Source organism: Labrenzia sp. 5N (genome assembly GCF_012395805.1).
Taxonomy (GTDB): domain Bacteria; phylum Pseudomonadota; class Alphaproteobacteria; order Rhizobiales; family Stappiaceae; genus Roseibium; species Roseibium algicola.
The window spans coordinates 23,541-42,855 of record NZ_JAAZTM010000012.1; the positions used below are offsets into that span (position 1 = coordinate 23,541).

General features: G+C 58.4%; 10 protein-coding genes. 6 read left to right on the forward strand and 4 right to left on the reverse strand.

Features of this window, described 5'->3' with window-relative positions; genetic code table 11:
* Positions 1-2: 2 nt before the first annotated feature.
* Positions 3-1,766 carry an ATP-binding cassette domain-containing protein gene (locus HEP89_RS12535; RefSeq protein ID WP_168692161.1) on the reverse strand — a complete coding sequence of 588 codons (1,764 nt, stop codon included), beginning with the start codon at positions 1,764-1,766 and terminating at the stop codon, positions 3-5.
* 177 nt (positions 1,767-1,943) lie between these two features.
* Here HEP89_RS12535 and HEP89_RS12540 point away from each other — a divergent pair, with 177 nt between their 5' ends.
* Positions 1,944-7,799: a cadherin domain-containing protein gene (locus HEP89_RS12540; RefSeq protein WP_168692162.1), complete on the forward strand. Its 5,856-nt coding sequence runs from the start codon at positions 1,944-1,946 to the stop codon at positions 7,797-7,799.
* 53 nt (positions 7,800-7,852) lie between these two features.
* Here HEP89_RS12540 and HEP89_RS12545 read toward each other — a convergent pair whose 3' ends face one another.
* Together HEP89_RS12545 and HEP89_RS12550 are read right to left on the reverse strand one after the other, a co-directional pair.
* Positions 7,853-9,343, reverse strand: a complete 1,491-nt coding sequence (locus HEP89_RS12545; protein ID WP_209014647.1) for a TolC family outer membrane protein — start codon at positions 9,341-9,343, stop codon at positions 7,853-7,855.
* A gap of 196 nt (positions 9,344-9,539) precedes the next feature.
* Positions 9,540-11,579: an EAL domain-containing protein gene (locus HEP89_RS12550; protein WP_168692163.1), complete on the reverse strand. Its 2,040-nt coding sequence runs from the start codon at positions 11,577-11,579 to the stop codon at positions 9,540-9,542.
* Between the two features lie 675 nt (positions 11,580-12,254).
* On the opposite strand from HEP89_RS12550, the gene HEP89_RS12555 reads away from it, so the two are divergent.
* Positions 12,255-12,923 (forward strand): GntR family transcriptional regulator, encoded by a 669-nt coding sequence (locus HEP89_RS12555; protein ID WP_168692164.1) that lies wholly within the window; start codon positions 12,255-12,257, stop codon positions 12,921-12,923.
* Here HEP89_RS12555 and HEP89_RS12560 read toward each other — a convergent pair whose 3' ends face one another.
* Positions 12,924-13,967 carry a substrate-binding domain-containing protein gene (locus HEP89_RS12560; protein ID WP_023001178.1) on the reverse strand — a complete coding sequence of 348 codons (1,044 nt, stop codon included), beginning with the start codon at positions 13,965-13,967 and terminating at the stop codon, positions 12,924-12,926. It abuts the gene before it with no gap.
* A gap of 249 nt (positions 13,968-14,216) precedes the next feature.
* Between HEP89_RS12560 and HEP89_RS12565 the strand changes: the two genes are divergently transcribed.
* From HEP89_RS12565 to ugpC, 4 genes are all read left to right on the forward strand, one after another.
* On the forward strand, positions 14,217-15,584 hold the full coding sequence (locus HEP89_RS12565) for an ABC transporter substrate-binding protein (RefSeq protein WP_023001179.1): 1,368 nt from the start codon (positions 14,217-14,219) through the stop codon (positions 15,582-15,584).
* A gap of 144 nt (positions 15,585-15,728) precedes the next feature.
* Positions 15,729-16,970, forward strand: coding sequence for a sugar ABC transporter permease (locus HEP89_RS12570; RefSeq protein WP_168692165.1), 1,242 nt, complete (start codon positions 15,729-15,731; stop codon positions 16,968-16,970).
* A complete protein-coding gene (locus tag HEP89_RS12575; protein ID WP_077291815.1) occupies positions 16,970-18,118 on the forward strand; it encodes a carbohydrate ABC transporter permease in 1,149 nt (382 codons plus the stop codon). Before HEP89_RS12570 ends, HEP89_RS12575 begins: the two co-directional genes overlap by 1 nt.
* A 33-nt stretch (positions 18,119-18,151) precedes the next feature.
* Positions 18,152-19,243, forward strand: a complete 1,092-nt coding sequence (gene ugpC / locus HEP89_RS12580) for a sn-glycerol-3-phosphate ABC transporter ATP-binding protein UgpC (protein WP_168692166.1) — start codon at positions 18,152-18,154, stop codon at positions 19,241-19,243.
* Positions 19,244-19,315: the final 72 nt, after the last annotated feature.

Here is a 19,315-nt window from a genome sequence, read left to right on the forward strand (position 1 = left end):
TCCTAAGCCTGCTTTTTGGTGTCGGCTGGCTCGCGCCGCCGCAATTTGTATCGAGGGGTGTTCGGCGTGTCCGGCAAGGCGCTAATCCGGCCGTGCTCCATCAGAAACTGCTTGTCGGCAATGGCGCGGAAAGAAGGGCGGTGGCTGACGATCAACGTCGTCAACTGGCCTTTGAGCCGCTTCAACGCTTCAACGAGCTGGGCTTCGCTCTTGTGGTCGAGAGCGCCGTTGGCATCGTTGAGGATAAGGATCTTCGGTTCGCCTGCGAGCGCGCGAGCAATGGCAATGCGCTGTACCATGCTGTCGGTGAGATTTTCTTCAATCGCGTTGCCGAGCATTGTGTCGTAGCCCAACGGCAGCAGGTGAATATCCTTTTCAAGGCCGATCAGGTCCGCCGCCAATCGGGCTTTTTGCGGGCTCGCGCGAGATCCGAAGAGAGTCAGGTTCTGCAGGATCGTGCCGGCGAACATCTGGGCGTCGTTGCTGACGTAGGCGATGTGCCGGCACAGATACCGGTGGTCGACACCGTACAAATCCTGTCCGTCTATCATGACCTTGCCGGAGGTCGGTTCGATATCACCGGAAATCAGGCGAGCAAGCGTCGTTCGGCCGCTGCCGTCGCTGCCCTCAAAGGCAACGGTTTCTCCGGCATTGATCGTCAGGCTCAGATTCTGGACAGGCACGATCGCATCGCTGCGCGCGGCGAAGCTGGCATTTTGCAGCTTGATGTTGCCGACAATTGTCAGGTTCCTGTTTCCTGATCGCTCTTCCTTTGGCAAATCGAACAGGGCGCGCGCTTCGCGGAAATCATGTTTGACCCGCTGCATGTCCGTCCAGTGGTTGATGCCGCGCAGCAGGGGCTGCACGACCTGACCTGCCAGCAGGGTGCAGGCCGCAACCGCCCCGACACTGATGAACCCGGACATGACCATGAGGGCCCCGGCCGACACCACGCAGACCGTTGTGAGGACGGTGAAGAACCCGGAGGAATTCCGTGCCCGGTTGGTGAGATCGATATAGTCGTAGCCAAGGCGAGAATTTTGCGTCTGCAGGCGTTCAAACCTTCGCAGGATGACGGGCTCGAAGGCCATCGCCTTGATGGTGTTGATGCCAGACAGAACCTCGAAGATGAAATCGTATTTGCGCTGATCCTGCTCTGCGCGTTTTTCGATCAGGCTGTCGATCCTTGTATTTAGAGCGGCGGTTCTCAGGGCAAACAAGGCCAGGAGAACAAGCGGCACGAAGCCGATCGGCCCCCCGATAAGAAACAGGACGGCAAGAAAGAGGAGGCTGGCGGGAAGGTCGATTGCCAGGAGGCGGGCCTGACCACCGTAATGGTCACCCATTGCTTGCAGCGAGCGCAGCGAGTCCAGGTGTTTGGTGACTGTCGCCTCAGAGTTGATGTCCGCTCTGGAGTGCAGAAGACGTCTGGCTGCTTCGACATTGGCCTGGTGGGTGAAAGAGGCTGCAAGCCAGCCCGTCAGATACGAACGTGTCGTTTTCAGAACTGCATCGATCACCAGAACGAAACCCAGTCCTGCGATCAGGATGACGAGCGTGTCGGTCGACTTGTTCGGCAGAATCCGGTCATAGACCTGCAAGATGGTCAGTGGCATCGCCAGACCGAGGATATTGATCAGGATGGAAGCGGTTACCACCGAGCGCGGGAGTTTCGGTGTTGATACTTTTTCTCCGGTTTCGGAGGAAAAAAACTCCATTTGCGGCAGTTTGATACTGGAAAAAGTATCAGTGATAAAAGATGCCATAGTAAGCGCCTCCTTGAATACATTAAGGCGCGTAATTGTTTCAAAACCGTTTACCAAAAATACCACAAATTCTAAATTTATCTCAAGTTGTACATGTAATTCGAAGAATGAGGTTGGTTTTTATTAAGATAACCCTGCGTGTGATGATGTCAGGTTTTAACGGAGCACGTGCAAGTCATGGCCGATACCGATACTTCAGCGAACGCAGGCAAGCCGGGCGTTTCTTCTTCAACGGAGAACGCAGCAAAGTCCAACGGCGGATCAGAACCGTCGCCTGCACGCATGGAGGCTCAAGCAGGCGATCCCTACCGCCCGGCCGGTGGCAATGATTATTCCCTGTCCGTGGAACCGGAAGATACCGGTGAAGCAACCTTGGCGAACCTTTATCAGGCTGTGCCTCTCGAAGATCGAGGATCTGGTGCTTCAACCCAGGATGCCGAGGGACTTGGCGGCGACGGCGGCACAGACGGCCAGGGTGCGCATGGGGGGCTGGGTCAGGGATTGGGCGGAGCTGGAACCGGTGACACGCTACTGCCGGACGGCGGTTCCGAAGTGGCCGAAACCGCCGATGGTGGTCCAAACGAAGACGGCGGCCTTGGCGACGGTGCCGTTCCGGAAGCGCGTGGACTCGACCCGACGTTGTCTCAATTCGATCTGGGCGGCGATGGCATTCAGTTATCGGGCTCCCAGGTTGGTGACGGAACCAGCGGCGGAGGCGGAGGTGCTGGTGAAGGCGGCGATGCTGGAAACACCGGGGTCGGCCCTGTTGAGGACGTCGACAGCACCGACAATTTTGTAACGGAAAACGCCGCAGGAGGTACCGTTGTCGGCGTAGTCGCCTTTGCGAATGATCCGGATGCGACCGACACGGTCACCTATTCCATCACAGACAGCCGCTTCGATATCGACCCGGATACGGGCGTCATTACCGTTGCCGATGGCGCGGTGATTGACCGCGAGACAACCCCCTATATCGATATTGAAGTCACTGCCACCTCGACAGATGGCTCGACTTCGACCGGGACCTTCCGGGTCACGGTGGGCGACGAGAACGAGTTCGACATTGGCCCGGTGACGGACGTCGATGGTGCCGACAACTTCGTTCAGGAGAACTCCGCTGGTGGTACAGTCGTCGGCGTGACGGCGTTTGCTGAAGACCCGGATGCAACGGACACGGTCACCTATTCCATCACAGACAGCCGCTTCGATATCGACCCGGATACGGGCGTGATTACCGTTGCCGATGGCGCGGTGATTGACCGCGAGACAACCCCCTATATCGATATTGAAGTCACTGCCACCTCGACAGATGGCTCGACTTCGACCGGGACCTTCCGGGTCACGGTGGGCGACGAGAACGAGTTCGACATTGGCCCGGTGACGGACGTCGATGGTGCCGACAACTTCGTTCAGGAGAACTCCGCTGGTGGTACAGTCGTCGGCGTGACGGCGTTTGCTGAAGACCCGGATGCAACGGACACGGTCACCTATTCCATCACAGACAGCCGCTTCGATATCGACCCGGATACGGGCGTCATTACCGTTGCCGATGGCGCGGTGATTGACCGCGAGACAACCCCCTATATCGACATCGAGGTGACGGCGACGTCAACGGATGGGTCAACCTCGACCGGCATCTTCCGGGTCACGGTGGGCGACGAGAACGAGTTCGATATCGGCCCGGTGACGGACGTTGATGGTGCCGACAACTTCGTCCAGGAGAACTCTGCCGGTGGCACGGTTGTCGGTGTGACGGCGTTTGCCGAGGATCCGGATGCGACCGACACGGTCACCTATTCCATCACAGACAGCCGGTTCGAGATCGACCCGGATACGGGCGTGATTACCGTTGCCGATGGCGCGGTGATCGACCGCGAGACGACGCCTTTTATCGATATTGAAGTGACGGCGACGTCCACGGATGGATCGACTTCGACCGGTACCTTCCGGGTCACGGTGGGCGACGAGAACGAGTTCGACATTGGCCCGGTGACGGATGTGGACGGAGCCGACAACTTCGTCCAGGAGAATTCTGCCGGTGGCACGGTTGTCGGTGTGACGGCGTTCGCCGAGGATCCGGATGCGACCGACACGGTCACCTATTCCATCACCGATAGTCGGTTCGAGATCGACCCGGATACGGGCGTTATCACCGTTGCTGATGGCGCGGTGCTCGATCGCGAGACGACGCCTTTTATCGATATCGAGGTCACTGCCACCTCGACAGATGGGTCAACCTCGACCGGTATCTTCCGGGTCACGGTGGGAGACGAGAACGAGTTCGACATTGGACCGGTGACGGACGTTGATGGTGCCGACAACTTCGTCCAGGAGAATTCTGCCGGTGGCACGGTTGTCGGTGTGACGGCGTTTGCCGAGGATCCGGATGCAACGGACTCGGTTTCCTATTCCATCACCGATGGTCGGTTCGAGATCGACCCGGATACGGGTGTGATTACCGTTGCCGATGGTGCCGTGATTGACCGCGAGACAACCCCCTATATCGATATCGAGGTCACAGCGACGTCGACAGATGGCTCGACTTCGACCGGGACCTTCCGGGTCACGGTGGGCGACGAGAACGAGTTCGATATTGGACCGGTGAACGACATCGACCCGGCAGCCAACAGCATTTCAGAGACCGCCAATGGCGGCGAATTTGCCGGGATCACTGCCTTCGCCGAGGATCCTGATCCGGCGGACAGTGTCACCTACCAGCTGACTGGTGACGACAGGTTCGAGATCGATCCGGACACAGGTGTCATCACCGTAAAGGATGGCGCGACATTCGATGCGGAAACAGAACCTTCCATCGAGATGACTGTCACCGCAACGTCAACGGATGGCTCTTCCTCAACTAAGACCTTCACCGTGGCCGTGACAGATAACAATGAAGCACCGGATCTGATCGTTCATCTGGAAAACGGCTCAGAACAGTTTGTCGTCAACGGCAGCTTCGAAATCTATGACGGGGTTCACGGCGGACCAGCCGGGTCCGGCTGGTACGAAAATCCAACTTCGATCGAGGGTTGGACCTACGACAACGTCGATGTGCATGAGGCGGGGCACAATAGTTACGGCGCGACAGACGGCGGTCATCATCTGGACCTTGCCGCCATGAACAATGGCTGGGCTTCTCAGCAAATAGAGGGGCAGCTTGATGGTCAGGTCTATCATCTGACATTCGACATGAAGTCGCGCGGCGGCGTGGGGGAAAGTGTCGCCGAGGTCTATTGGAACGGCGAGTTGATCGACACGATCGACCCGGCCACAACGGGAACGGGCTGGCAGGCCTATGCCTATGACATCGTTGGCGGATCCGGCGACGGCTCCAATACGCTGACATTCGTTGAGATCGGTTCCGATAACCTGGGTGGTGCGCTGATCGACAGTGTGTCCATCGTTTCCGACAACCGCACTGCGGTCGTCGAGGAATATTACGGCGCAGAGATTGCACCCTTGTCAGTATTCGATCCGGATGTGGGCGATACGCATACATTCACGGTTTCGGACGACCGGTTTGAGGTGGTCGTATCCGGCGACAGATACCTGCTCAAATTGAAAGACGATCAGGCTTTCGATTATGAAACCGAGACTCAGGTGACCCTTGAGGTGACGGCAACCGACCAAGGCGGTCTTTCCGACACGGAGATCGTGGTGATCGACGTGATCGATATCGATGACACCAATTCTCCCATCGGTCCACTCACCGACATTGATGCCAGCGCAAACCAGGTTCTTGAAAACGCCGCTGCAGGTGCCGTCGTGGGTCTGACTGCCTTTGCAAACGATCCGGATGCAGGCGACAGCGTGACGTATCAGCTCAGCGGTGATGCGCGCTTCGAGATCGACCCGGTGTCGGGGGTGATCACCGTCGCCAGTGGGGCAAGCTTCGACAAGGAAACCGAACCGGAAATCGATGTTCTGGTGACGGCTACTTCGACTGACGGATCAGTCTCAACTGAAACCTTCACGATTGCGATTGCCGATGCCAATGAGGCGCCGGACCTCGACTTCGATCCCGAACTTGGGCCGGGTGTTTCCGTGACACTGACCTTTGTCGAGGAATACGCCGGCCACAGCAATGTGCTGGGTGTCTTCTACGTGGATGGCAACGGCAATCCCGTGGCTGGCGAAATCGTCTGGGTCAACCAGAACCAATTGACACCGGGCGATACGGCGACCCTCTATCTGGAAGGCGTCGAAGCGAGCGAAATCGGCTATTTCCTGATCCCGGATGGTGCAGACACGAACAATGGTCTTCTTGCCGGTGACAAGGTGACGTTCCAGAAAGACGGGCAGGGGAACTGGCAGGCCGTCGGACCCGACGGGACGCTGCTGGTCGGGGCCGAGGCCAATGTTCTTTTCTCCGGTAACGGGTCACTCAATCCGGATGGATACGACTACACGGTGGAAAGCGGCATCAGGATCGGCTTTGAGGACATTGCCGGCGGGGGTGACGAGGATTTCGACGACGTCGTCTTTGACCAGACAACTTTCGAAACCACTGCTCGTGCCGCGGTCTATGAAGAAGATCCGGGGGCGGAAATCGGTACCTTGTCGGTATTCGATCCCGATGTCGGCGATACGCACAGCTTCACGGTTTCCGATAGTCGCTTCGAGGTCATATCGATCAACGGTGAGAACATTCTCAAACTGAAGGACGGTGTGGCGCTCGATTATGAGACCGAGACCCAGGTGACCGTTGAGGTTACCGTTACCGATAGCGGCGGGCTGTCGGACACGGAAACCATTGTGATCGACGTCATCGACGTGGAGCCGGAAGGGCCTGCCGACGACAATGAGCCGGTCGGGCCTGTCAGGGATGCCGATACGGCCCAGAATCTGGTTGTGGCGACAGCTGCGGCCGGAATGGTGATCGGCCTGACGGCATTCGCGGAAGATGCCGACGCCGGAGACACTGTGACCTATTCCATCGACGACAGCCGGTTTGATATCGACGCAGACACCGGTGTGGTGACCCTTGCCAGTGGTGCAACGCTGGTTGCAGGCGAGACCATCGACGTGACGATCACCGCCACATCAAGTGATGGATCCCAGTCGAGCGCGGTTTTCCCCGTGACGGTGACTTCGGGTGTAACTGAGAACTCGCCGCCTGATCTGATCGTCGGCAACGCGATCTACCGGCCGGACCAGGGCAACAAGCACTGGGACGATCATCATGATGGCCATTGGGGACATATCAAGGACGGGGAAACGGGGCACTATCATGAAGATGACGGTGTCCATGGTCAGACGTATCACGGCCACGACGACGACTGTACGGGCAACGAATATCACGTTCCAGAAAACCAGGCAGGTGTCGAACTTGTCGAACTTTCGGTAGTAGATCCCGATATCGGCGACACGCACACCTTCACGGTGTCGGATGATCGGTTTGAAGTCGTGAGCGATGGCGACAGCTATCTGCTGAAACTGAAGGATGATGCGGCAGTCGACTACGAAACGGAGCAAAGCATCACGATAGACGTTACCGCGACGGACAGCGGAGGCTTGTCGGATACCGAGACAATTACCCTGGATGTGGTCGACTTTGATGATGTGCCCCTGTGCGAGGTTGGGACCAGTGGTGCCGATACGATTGTTGGGGGTGGTTTCGTGGACAGCATTTCCGGACTTGGCGGAAATGACATCCTGCTGGGTCAGGGGGGCAACGACCTCATCTATGGCGGGGCTGGTGACGATGTGATCCGGGGTGGCGCGGGCGACGACGTTCTTTCCGGTGGCGACGGGTCGGATCTGTTCGCCTACATGCTCGGCGACGGGCATGACAGCATTTACGGCGGCGCCGGCGAGAGCTGGATCGATATCGTCGATCTGAGCAAGGCCGCCGATGGCACCGATATCGGAACCTATGGTGTCGACTGGTCCATCACCATGACGGAAGGTTCCATCGAGAGCATCGATGCAGCGGCGAGCGAGATCACCCTTTCGCAGGATTCGGGGGGCTACATCGAGTTTGCCGATGGCGGACGCATCGACTTCACGGATCTGGAAGGCGTTCAGTACTGATCAGAAGGAATGAAAAAAAGCGGGCTTGTTACGCCCGCTTTTTGTGTTGCCGGTTATTGAATCGGAGGCAGTGGTTCTGTCTCGATAAAGACGGTGTCGCTGGTCACGACCTCGACGACGGTCGACTGGAAGACATCGTTCTCCGACGGTCCAAGGCGCAGGTCCCAGGTATTGAACTCTGGCATGAGGCGCGGGACCGGTGCCGGCCGTTCCTCGATGATCCCGAAATGCTGCGGCGCCAGCCGGCCAATGTTGGCCAGCAGGAAAAAGTCTGCAATGCGGCTGTCATAGCGCGCCCGGACGTGATCGACCTTGCTGAGAAGAAGTTCGCGCTCGCCGTCCAGAACATCGAGCAGGGACCGCTGACCGCTGTCGAATTCCACCTGCAGGCCCTTGACCGCACGCTGGTTGGCCTCAATCGCGCGCTTTACCGCCTTGACCTTCAGCCTTGAGGCAGCCCGCTGCTTCATGGCACGGACAACGTTCTCGCGGATGATCTGCTGGGTGTCGTCCAGCTCGTATTCCTGTTGGGCTGCCGTGAAGTTTGCGCGTTTGACCGCGGCAATGTTGCGGCCTCCGGTGAAGAAAGGGGCCGTGACGCGCACGCCAAAGCGGAAGTCTTCTTCGTCCTGATTGCCAAGGTTGCCCTGGTAACCGGTTTGCCATTCGCTTTCCAGCGAGACACGCGGCAGCATGTCGCCGACTGCGGCGCGTGCGGCGTAACGTGCGGCCCTTGCATCTGCCGTTGCGGCGCGGATGGACGGATTGTTCTGCAGCGCGACGTTGATCGCGTCATCCAGACCGGCGGGCTCGATTGTCTGCGGAATGCCAGGCCAGCCGAGCTTGCCCGGCTTTTGTCCGGTCAGGCGCTCATAGACAGCCTCGGAGGCTTCGAGGTCGCCGACCGCCTGGTCGGAATTCCCCTGCGCTTCACCGAGACGGGCAAGCGCCTGTTCGATATCGGTGCGCGTTGCGTCTCCCGACTTGTAACGGGCACGGGCGGCGTTTACCTCCCGTTGCACCACGTTGGTGTAGGCCCGCAAGTGAGCGAGGATCGCCCGATCGCGAACAACGCGCAGATAGGCATCGGCTGTGTTGAACAGCAGCGTCTGTTCCGCGCCAATGAGCTGGTTGCGACCGGAATTTGCTTCCTCATGAGCCTGGTTCAGCCGATTGACACCCGCGAAACCCTGAAACACCGTCTGGGACATGGAGATGCCCAGCTCGTGGAAGAAGGACCTGTCGCTGTTGCCGCTGCGCTCGCTGCGGAAGGCGTTCTGTTCTCCCAGGTAGGTGCCGGTAACCGTCGGCAGAAACTCGGATCTGGCGGTCCAGACGTCCTGGTTGGTCGCTTCGTAACGCGACCGTTCCGCCTTGAGGCCCGGGTTGATGGCATAGGCCGACCCCATGGCTTCTTCGAGCGACTGGGCGGATACAGTTGCGCTGGCGAAGGACAGGCTGATCAGTGACGCGCCTGCCAGAAGACCGGCGAGGTGGGTTTTCAATCCATGCATCAGTTTGGCAGGGGCAAGGAAGGTCGTCATTGCAGCACCGTGATTGTTGTCTGCCCTTAAGGTAAAATTTTATAGTTAATCAAAAGTAAGTTGAGATTAGAGAATATGGCCAAGAATTTTCAGTAATTACCTAGGGTAATCTTTGTTTGGTGCTACTTCTTTTGGGATATTGATATTAATATCAAGGTTTAATTTGATAATAATTTAAGTTGAATTCAGTGATAAGTCAGCTTCCCGTTCGGTCTAAGCTCGGGTGAAACTTTTTGATCTGCGAAGGCAGTAGATGTTTCCCGAATAGAAAGCCCTGCACCTGCAGGCATCCGGCTTGTTGCAGGAATTGCAGCTGTCGTTCCGTTTCGACACCTTCGGCGATTACTGGGATCTTGAAACTATGGCCGAGCAGAACGGCAGAGCGCAGGATTGCCCGGGCATGGGGGTTGGTTTCCAGCGACTGGGTAAAGGCTCTGTCGACCTTGATCTTGTCGAAGGGAAAGGCTTGCAGCGTGTTGAGCGAGGAATAGCCCTTGCCGAAGTCGTCCATGGCAACGCGCACCCCCATTTTGCGCAGCGAGAGGATCGTCTCGTGAACCCGTTCGTGATCCTCGATCGGGGTGGATTCGGTGAGTTCTACTTCCAGGCGTTCTGCGGGCAGGCCTGTCTTCATCAGCACGGTGGAAACGAGACCGGCAAAATCGCAACGGGAGAACTGCAGCGGGGAAGCGTTGACCGACAGCGTTACCGGATTTTCCCAGCAGGCAGCTTCCTTGCAGGCAGCTTCGAGAACCCAATTGCCGATATCCAGGATGATGCCTGACCGTTCGGCAATCGGAATGAAGTCCTCCGGCGGAATCGGACCTTTTTCCGCGTGACGCCACCGGACCAGAGCTTCGTAGCCAATCAACTCGCCAGTCTTTGTCAGATTCTGTTTCTGGAAGACCAGGTTGAGCTGGTTTTCGAGCGTTGCATTGCGCAAGTCAGCCGCCAGGCCCGCCTCCCAGCGATTGGTTTCCTCCATGCCCGTGACATAGGGCTGGATGAGGTTGCCGCCGATCGATTTCGCTTGCTTGGCAGCTAGGTTTGCCCTTTGCACCAGCTTGTTCAGGTCCTTGCCGTCGCGTGGAAACACGGCAAGGCCAATACTGGAGCGGATGGACAGGCGGTAGGAATTCCACTGAACCGGCCTTCGGGCAAGGGAGCGAACCAGACGGGCGAAGTCTACGGCGTCATCCAATGTGTCGAGCGACGGATTGATGACCAGAAATTCGTCACCGTAGAAGCGGGAGATGAAGACCCTGTCGCTCAGGTTGTTTTTCAGCGTATTGGCCAAGGTGCACAGGACAGTGTCGCCGACTTCGTAGCCGTGAAGGTCGTTGATGGCCTTGAACTGGTCGAGGCTGATCAGCACGACGGCGCATGTCTTGCCCTCCAGTTCGGCCTTTTCCAGAAGGTCTGCCGCAGCCTTCTGCACAAAATGCCGGTTTGGAAGTCGTGTCAGAGAATCTTGCAGCGACAGGTGTTTATAGGCTCGCCTGGCCGCGTTTTTCCTGTACCGGTCGAGCAGCGCACCAGTTGCAGCCACAAAGGTGCATAGACCGAAGATGACCAGCGACATCACCATCATGTGCCTTTCGGACATGAGCATGATTTCGCGCGGGAAACTGACTTCGCGAAGGGGCGTGGCCGGGGAATGCACCGGCATGTGTATCGAAACTGCTGACAGGAAAAGGAACAGCGTTGCACTTACAAATGCGCGTCTGGACTGCAGCTGCGGAACGAAACTCATTGCAATTGCCCCAAGGCACGTTCCGAACAGAAATGTCCAAAGTCCGAAGGCTTCGCTCGTATCAGGTAAACCGGCGATCTCTCTGGCCGTCGTCAGCGTCAGACCCATTCCTGCAATGGCAAGGCCAAAGAGGATGCCGCCAAGTTCCGGTGCGAGCCGGATGTTTCGCCGCACAGCAAGCGCATAACCTGACAGGAGTCCGGCAAAGACGACAAGCAGGGCAAGCAGAGCCGTTTGAAGCCGGTACCCTGATTCCGCGGGAAGCTTTACCGAAGAAAAGGCGATGATCTGGGCCGCCCAGATTGCCGAGGCGCCGACGAGTGCAGACCAGATGAGCCAGATGACCCGTGCAGGGCTTGCATCGCGGTCAACCTTCGCAAGGAGCAGGAAGGAAAAGGCGCATCCGAAGAGACACGTTGCGATCGCAAGTGTCAAAAGAGCATGGTCATGCTCAAAAGACAAAACTGTTGCGACGCGTTCCATAAAAGCTCCCACCGACGGTTGATTTCATGAAAGCTTAAAAAGCATAACAAACTGTGTTTTTTCGGAGTATTTCAAGTATTGCTCATTGTTTAATCTGGTATTGTTGTAATTACGCATGAAGTATCCGGTCAATTGCTGGCTTTTATTGTCAGTATTGACCTGTTTTACAAGCGGCTTTGGGGCGCATAGGTGCCGCTTCCGGTTTGCCAGCGTGCAATTGGAGCGGAAGAGCTGCTTCTGAAGAGCGTGGCGACACCCGCCCTTTGTCCGAGCCAGGCAAAATCGTAAACATCTGCCGCCAAAAGCACGGCATTTTCAGGCAGAGGCGCGTTCAGCAGGGTTGACTTGACGCTTCGGTAACTGGAGCATGTCCTTAAGTCACCGTAATTTTTGACAATATTTTTTCAGCCTCAAGAAAGCCCGAAATTCGTGCAAAATCCAGCAAATGAGCGGATCCGGAAGGTCGCGACTCTACCCGGGTGCCCTGAGGGCATGGGGATGGATAAAATTCTATCGATATAATTAGCAATACGGCATTTATTTGCTTCCAAAACAGGGCGGCCGCGCCGGAGGGCAATGCCTTCAGCGATCAGAAATGCCGCTCCGGCCTCGAGCGAGAGGTGCGGGACAATGCAAACTGTTTAAGACACGTCAGGAGAACGGGTGCATCCCGCAATGCCAACGAAAGCCAGATCCACTCGCGTCGATAACGCTTATGAACGCTTGAAAACCGAGATCCTGAACGGGCAATTGCCGCCCGGATTTCAGGCGCCGGAACCGGACATCGCGACACGGCTGGGCATGAGCCGGACGCCGGTTCGCGAAGCGCTTATCCGGCTGGAGGCTGACGGTCTGGTGGACCTCGTGCCCCGCCGGGGAGCAAAGGTTCTGCCGATTTCGCTGCAGGACATCTGCGAGATCTACCAGATCCTTTCGGCGCTTGAAGCCCTCGCCGCAGGCACCGCTTGCCGCAAGGCGGGCGACGAGACGCTCGTGGAAATCGAAGAAGTGCTCAACGAGGCCGATGATGCGCTGGAACGCCAGGATATCGAGGCCTGGGCCGTTCACGATGACAGGTTCCACAGGCTGATGGCCAAGGCGAGCGGCAATCTGCGTCTGGAAGCTGAAATCGAGGGGTTTCTCGATCAGGTCTACCGGGCTAACACCGTGTTGCTGCGCCTGAACAAGGCACCGGCCTCAAATGCTGCCGATCATCGCAAGATTGTGCAGGCGATCCGGGACGGCGACACCGACAGCGCCACGGAGACGGCGCGGTTACACCGTCTCAACGGAATGCTCAGGATGAAGGATCTGCTGCAGGACTGTGGTCTCAGCCACGTTTGATCATTTTGGCGCGGCGGGGGCGGGGCCGGTGGACTGTCCGATGATCAGCTCCGCGTCCAGATGCAGGGAAGCCGGTTTGCTGGCCGGATTGGAAATCATGTTCAGGAGCAGCTCGGCAGCTTTTTCCCCGGCGTAGCGCACCGAGGAGCGGGTGCAGGTGAAAATCGGCACTTCGCCGCTGTTGGGCAGGAAAGACAGGGCATCATCATGGGTGATGATGGACACGTCCCTGCCTGTCTTCAATCCGCACTGGCCGACAGCGCGGGCGACGCCGATCGCCGATATCATGGACGAAATCAGGAAGGCGGTCGGCGGATTGTCGCTCTTCAGCATCTCCATCGCATTGTCGCAGCCGTAGGGTTCGGTCATGTCCGCACTGCGCATCAAGGCCGGGTCCGGTGTCAGGCCCCGTGCTGCCAGCGCTTCCTCGAAGCCGCGCCGGCGCCGGTTGGCGAAGTCCATATGTTCCAGACCGTTCAACAGTGCGATCCGGGTGTGGCCGAGGTCCAGCAGCAGGTTTGTCGCCCGCTCGAAGGCCCGCCGGTTGTTCATGTCGATCCACGATGTTTCTTCCTCGGCACCCGGGATGCGTCCGTGAACGACGAAGGGCAGATTGAGTTCTTTCAGAAGCCTGTGCCTGCGCTCGTCATTTGCGGGGCCGTGAATGATCACGCCGTCGGCCTTCTTGCGTGAGGCGATCTGCCGGTAGGCGTCTTCTTCCTTGGCATCGTCGACGACGGAAATGATCATGTCGTAGCCGTGGCGCGAATAGGTCTCCCCGGCGCCGGCTATGAACTCCAGAAAGATCGGGTTCATCATCTCGTGAATTGAGCGCGGTATGACATGGCCGATGGCCATTGCGCGGCCGGTGGCAAGCCGCCGTGCCTGGCTGTTGGGCGCGTAGCCGAGCTTGTCGGCCATCTCGGTTACGCGTTTGCGCGTTTCTTCGCTGACTTCCGGATAGCCGTTGAGTGCGCGGCTTACCGTGGTCTGAGACAGGTTCAGCCGTTGCGACAGTTCTTTCAGGTTTACGCCATTGCTCATTCTGGCCCAAAACGCTTTGAAAGCGCCCTCCCAACAGGCTGTTATTGAAATGCAACATTAATTCGCGCGTTGCGCGCTTGACAAGGCCGAAGCCTGAAGACATGGTTAGGGCCAAATCCAAAGCGGTTTGGATAAAGGGTTCTGGTAGAATTGCCGACCTGGAAAAACGGGTAGGTATTGCTGCAAGGTGGCGAGGTATGCCACCTTGGGTGGAGTGTTCCAGCATAGGGACAATCTGGGAGGACAGATATGAAACTACGTTTGAAAGCCTGCACGGCAGGCCTGGCGCTTGCCATCGGGCTTGGCGCGGGCTCTGCATCCGCGGCCGACCTGAAATTCGCTCCGGGCGAAGGCCCGTTCAACTGGGACAGCTACAACGCATGGGCTGAGAGCGCGCCTGACCTGAAGGGGCAGACCGTGACGATCGCCGGCCCGTGGCTGCAGCCGGAAGACGGCTATTTCCGCAACGTGCTAGCCTATTTCACCGAAGCTACCGGCGCTGAAGTCATTTACACTGGTTCGGATTCCTTCGAACAGCAGATCGTGATTGATGCCGAAGCCGGCGCCGCACCGAATATCGCTGTCTTCCCGCAGCCGGGCCTTGCCGCCGACATGGCTGCGCGCGGCCTGCTGAAGCCGCTCCCGGAAGGCATGGCTGACTGGGTCGCCAACAACTACGGGGCCGGCGAAAGCTGGGTGAACCTCGGCACCTACAAGGATGCCGACGGCCAGGATCAGCTGTTCGGCTTCTTCTATAACGTCAACGTCAAGAGCCTTGTCTGGTACGTGCCGGAAAACTTCGAGGACGCCGGCTATGAAGTGCCGACGACCATGGAAGAGCTGAAGGCGCTGACCGAGCAGATCGTTGCCGATGGCGAAACACCCTGGTGTATCGGTCTGGGTTCAGGTGCTGCCACGGGCTGGCCGGCAACCGACTGGGTCGAGGATCTGATGCTGCGCACGCAGCCGGCTGACGTCTACGACCAGTGGACCACCAACGAGATCCCCTTTGACGACGAGCGTGTCGTTGCCGCGATCGAGGAATTCGGCTGGTTCGCACGCGACGATGCCAAGGTCGCGGGCGGTGCGGGAGCCGTTGCTTCCACCGATTTCCGTGACAGCCCGAAGGGTCTCTTCTCCTCGCCGCCGCAGTGCTACCTGCACCGCCAGGCATCCTTCGTGCCGGCCTTCTTCCCGGATGGCGTCGAGTTCGGCACCGATGTCGACTTCTTCTACTTCCCGGCCTACGCGGAAAAGGATCTCGGCAGCCCGGTTCTCGGTGGTGGCACGCTGATGGCGATCACCAATCCGTCCGACGCGACCAACGAACTGATGAAGTTCTTCGAACTGCCGCTCTCGCATGAAGTGATGATGGCCCAGACTGGCTTCCTCACGCCTCACAAGGGTGCCAACCCGGCAGCCTACAAGGACGACACGCTGCGCGGTCAGGGCGAGATCCTGGTCAATGCCAGCACCTTCCGTTTCGATGGTTCCGACCTGATGCCGGGTGCCGTTGGCGCGGGCACGTTCTGGACCGGAATGGTCGACTATACCGGCGGCAAGGACGCAAAAGCCGTCGCCGAGGAAATCCAGAAAAGCTGGGACGCCCTCAAGTAATCCTTCAGGCGGCCGGTCTCCCCAGGGAGGCTGGCCGTTCTTCTGACGGATCGGCGAAAACGTCCAAGAAACAAAGTTCCTAAACGCAGGAAGCCCCCGGTCTTCCGGGTGCCTCCCCATAATCAATAATGGGAGGGAACGGCCATGCTATCGGACAATCCGGCACTGTTAGGGCTCTTTACCATCGTCGTTGGCGTTGGAGCCTGCCTTGCCTATTTCTTCTTTTCGAATGTCTTTCTCGACAAGGTCCTGTTTCCGGCGCGCGGCCCCAATGCAGGAAAGAACATCAACCGGGCCAACATGATCCGGCCCTGGCTGTTCCTGTTCCCGGCCTTGTTCGCGCTGACGCTGTATCTTGCCTATCCGGTCTTCGAGACCTTGCGGCTGTCGCTGACAGACCGCTCCCAGGGAGGGGCCTTTGTCGGCCTTGCCAACTATCGCCAGATGATGAACGAGGCGAAGTTCTGGGAAGCGGTGCGCAACAACATGCTGTGGCTGATTGTCGTGCCGGCTGCCTCGACGGCTTTCGGGCTGCTGGTCGCCCAGCTCACGGACCGGATCAGATGGGGCAACTTCGCCAAGTCACTGATCTTCATGCCGATGGCGATCTCTTTCGTTGGCGCATCGGTCATCTTCAAGCTGATCTACGATACGCGCGCCGCCGATCAGAACCAGATCGGCGTTCTGAACGCGATCTGGCTGAAGTTTGACGGTGGTATCGGCTCCGTTGTCTTTCTTCAGCTTCTGCCGACCCTTCTCCTGCTGGCATTCGCTGTTGTTGTTGCCTATGTGGCCTGGACCTTCGTGCGCGGCATTGTCGCCCGGGGGGAGGACAAGTCGATCTGGCTTCTGCCCCTGCGCCTTCTGGTCGCCGTTGGCGGGATCTGGCTGATCTGGATTTCGCTGAATTCCGCGCTCGGTGTCTGGATGGCCGAAGTGCCCTACGGCGAACCGCAGACCTGGCTGACCTTGCCGCTGTGGAACAACTTTTTCCTGATGGTGGTGCTGATCTGGATTCAGACCGGCTTTGCCATGGTGATCCTGTCCGCGGCCCTGCGCGGCATTCCGGAGGAAACCGTGGAAGCTGCGATCGTTGACGGTGCCAATCCGTTCCAGATCTTCTTCAAGATCAAGGTGCCGCAGATCATGGGGACCATCGTGGTGGTCTGGACCACGATCACACTCACCGTGCTCAAGGTGTTCGACATCGTCTTCGCGATGACCAACGGCCAGTGGGAGACGCAGGTTCTGGCCAACTACATGTACGACAAGCTTTTCCGTGCCAACGATTGGGGAGTGGGGTCGGCGAGTGCCATCATCATCATGTTGCTCGTCACGCCGATCCTCGTCTGGAACGTTTACAACGCCCGGAAGGAGATGAAGTGATGGCCAGTATTGCTGGGAAAAAATCCGGCCTGACCTGGGCCGTTCAGATCTCCGTCGCAGCGCTCGTTCTGTTGTGGCTGTTTCCGACCGTCGGGCTGTTCGTCTCGTCCTTCCGGACCGCGGACCAGATCTCCAGCTCCGGCTGGTGGGCGGCGCTGTTTCCGGCCGAACAGAACGAGGTCTACCGAACTTCGGATCCGGACGAGACCCGTGTTGCCGACGGAGACCTTTTCACCGTGTCCGGCAACATCTTCGAAGGTGAGCCGCGCGAGATCCGCTCGTGGGGCGTCTCATCCAGAGACGTGTCTGCTTACCAGGCGGGTGAAACGGCGGATATGGGCGATGGCGAAAGCCTGACGCTCCAGGCCGACGGGTCCTATGTCTGGAAGGGCAATGACAAGCAGATCTCCGGCCGTGGCCAGCGTGTTTTCGTGACCGCGACCGTGCCGCCGGAATTCACGCTGGAAAACTACCAGACCATCCTGTTTTCCGGCACCGGACAGGACAACATGGGCAAGGCGTTCTTCAACACGCTGACGGTCACCATTCCGGCGACGATCATCCCGATCGTCATTGCGGCGTTCGCAGCCTATGCCCTTGCCTGGATGGAATTTCCCGGCCGCGCCCTCTTGATTGCCGCCGTTGTGGCGCTGCTCGTCGTGCCGTTGCAACTGGCGCTCATTCCGCTGCTGCGGCTCCATCTCGCCGTCGGTATCGGCAAGGGCTATATGGGGGTCTGGCTGGCCCATACGGCCTTCGGCATGCCGCTCGCGGTCTATCTGCTCAGGAACTACATGGTCGGATTGCCGCGGGACATCATCGAGAATGCCAAGGTGGACGGGGCGACGGATTTCCAGATCTTCACCCGCATCATTCTGCCGCTCAGCTTTCCGGCCCTGGCGTCCTTCGCCATCTTCCAGTTCCTGTGGACCTGGAACGATCTGCTGGTGGCGAAGGTGTTCCTGATCGATGCCACAGGCTCGACCACGGTCATGACCAACCAGATCGTCGAACTCCTGGGAACGCGCGGCGGCAACTGGGAAATTCTCGCGACGGCGGCCTTTGTGTCCATCGCAGTGCCGCTCTTCGTGTTCTTCGCGATGCAGCGCTACCTCGTGCGCGGCCTGTTGGCCGGGTCGGTGAAATAACATGAACAAAATCAACAATCGGGAGCAGCCGGCATGACATCGTTGTCCTTGAAGAATGTCAGCAAGTCCTATGGATCGGTCGAAGTTCTGCGCAACATCAACATGGAGATCAACGCAGGCGAGCTGATCGTTTTCGTCGGTCCGTCCGGGTGCGGAAAGTCGACATTGCTGCGGATGATCGCAGGACTTGAAAAGATCACCGGCGGAACGCTGGAGATCGACGGTGTGGTCGTCAACGATGTGCCGCCGGCACAGCGCGGCATCGCCATGGTGTTCCAGTCCTATGCGCTTTATCCGCATATGACGGTCTACGACAACATGGCCTTCGCCCTGAAGCTGGCGGGCAAGTCGCGCGACGAAATCGACAAGGCGGTGCGGGCGGCTGCGGACAGGCTGCAGCTCACCGCCTATCTCGACCGTCTGCCCAAAGCACTGTCCGGCGGTCAACGCCAGCGCGTTGCCATCGGCCGCTCGATCGTGCGGGATCCCAAGGTATTCCTGTTCGACGAACCGTTGTCGAACCTCGATGCCGCCTTGCGTGTTGCCACCCGGATCGAGATCGCACAGCTGAAGGAGAGCATGCCGGAAAGCACCATGATCTACGTCACCCACGATCAGGTGGAAGCGATGACCCTCGCGACCCGGATTGTCGTGCTGCATGGTGGAGACGTGGAGCAATTCGGTGCGCCGCTGGACCTTTACGAGCGTCCCGCAAACACCTTCGTTGCCCAGTTCATCGGCTCTCCGGCAATGAACCTTGTCGATGCCAAGGTGACGGCGACCGGCCAGATGACATCCGTCCAGATGTCCGATGGCGGTCATGCGGATGTACCGATTGCCTCGCTCGACAGCGACAAGGGTGCGCGCGTCAAGCTGGGCGTGCGTCCGGAAGATCTCAGCGTTACCGAAGATGATGATTATCTGGTCGCGGCGAATGTCGAAATCGTGGAAGCCCTCGGCGAGACAACAGTGCTCTATTTCGCGCCGAGAGAAGGCCACGATGCTTTCATTGCCAAGATCCCGGGTATCTACAAGGTTGAAAAGGGCACGGAGCTGCGCCTGACGGCCCCGCCGGAAAAGCTGCATCTGTTCGATGGCGAAGGGCGGTCGTTCCTTTACAGGTGATATTCCCGGCAGGGTTGGGTGTTTTTGGTAACGCTGTTGACCCCCACCCCTAACCCCTCCCCACAAGGGGGA

Coding starts and splice junctions, on each gene's coding strand:
- HEP89_RS12535 (WP_168692161.1), bottom strand. CDS start 1,766: ATGGCATCTTTTATCACTGATACTTTTTCCAGTATCAAACTGCCGCAA.
- HEP89_RS12540 (WP_168692162.1), top strand. CDS start 1,944: ATGGCCGATACCGATACTTCAGCGAACGCAGGCAAGCCGGGCGTTTCT.
- HEP89_RS12545 (WP_209014647.1), bottom strand. CDS start 9,343: ATGACGACCTTCCTTGCCCCTGCCAAACTGATGCATGGATTGAAAACC.
- HEP89_RS12550 (WP_168692163.1), bottom strand. CDS start 11,579: ATGGAACGCGTCGCAACAGTTTTGTCTTTTGAGCATGACCATGCTCTT.
- HEP89_RS12555 (WP_168692164.1), top strand. CDS start 12,255: ATGCCAACGAAAGCCAGATCCACTCGCGTCGATAACGCTTATGAACGC.
- HEP89_RS12560 (WP_023001178.1), bottom strand. CDS start 13,967: ATGAGCAATGGCGTAAACCTGAAAGAACTGTCGCAACGGCTGAACCTG.
- HEP89_RS12565 (WP_023001179.1), top strand. CDS start 14,217: ATGAAACTACGTTTGAAAGCCTGCACGGCAGGCCTGGCGCTTGCCATC.
- HEP89_RS12570 (WP_168692165.1), top strand. CDS start 15,729: ATGCTATCGGACAATCCGGCACTGTTAGGGCTCTTTACCATCGTCGTT.
- HEP89_RS12575 (WP_077291815.1), top strand. CDS start 16,970: ATGGCCAGTATTGCTGGGAAAAAATCCGGCCTGACCTGGGCCGTTCAG.
- ugpC (WP_168692166.1), top strand. CDS start 18,152: ATGACATCGTTGTCCTTGAAGAATGTCAGCAAGTCCTATGGATCGGTC.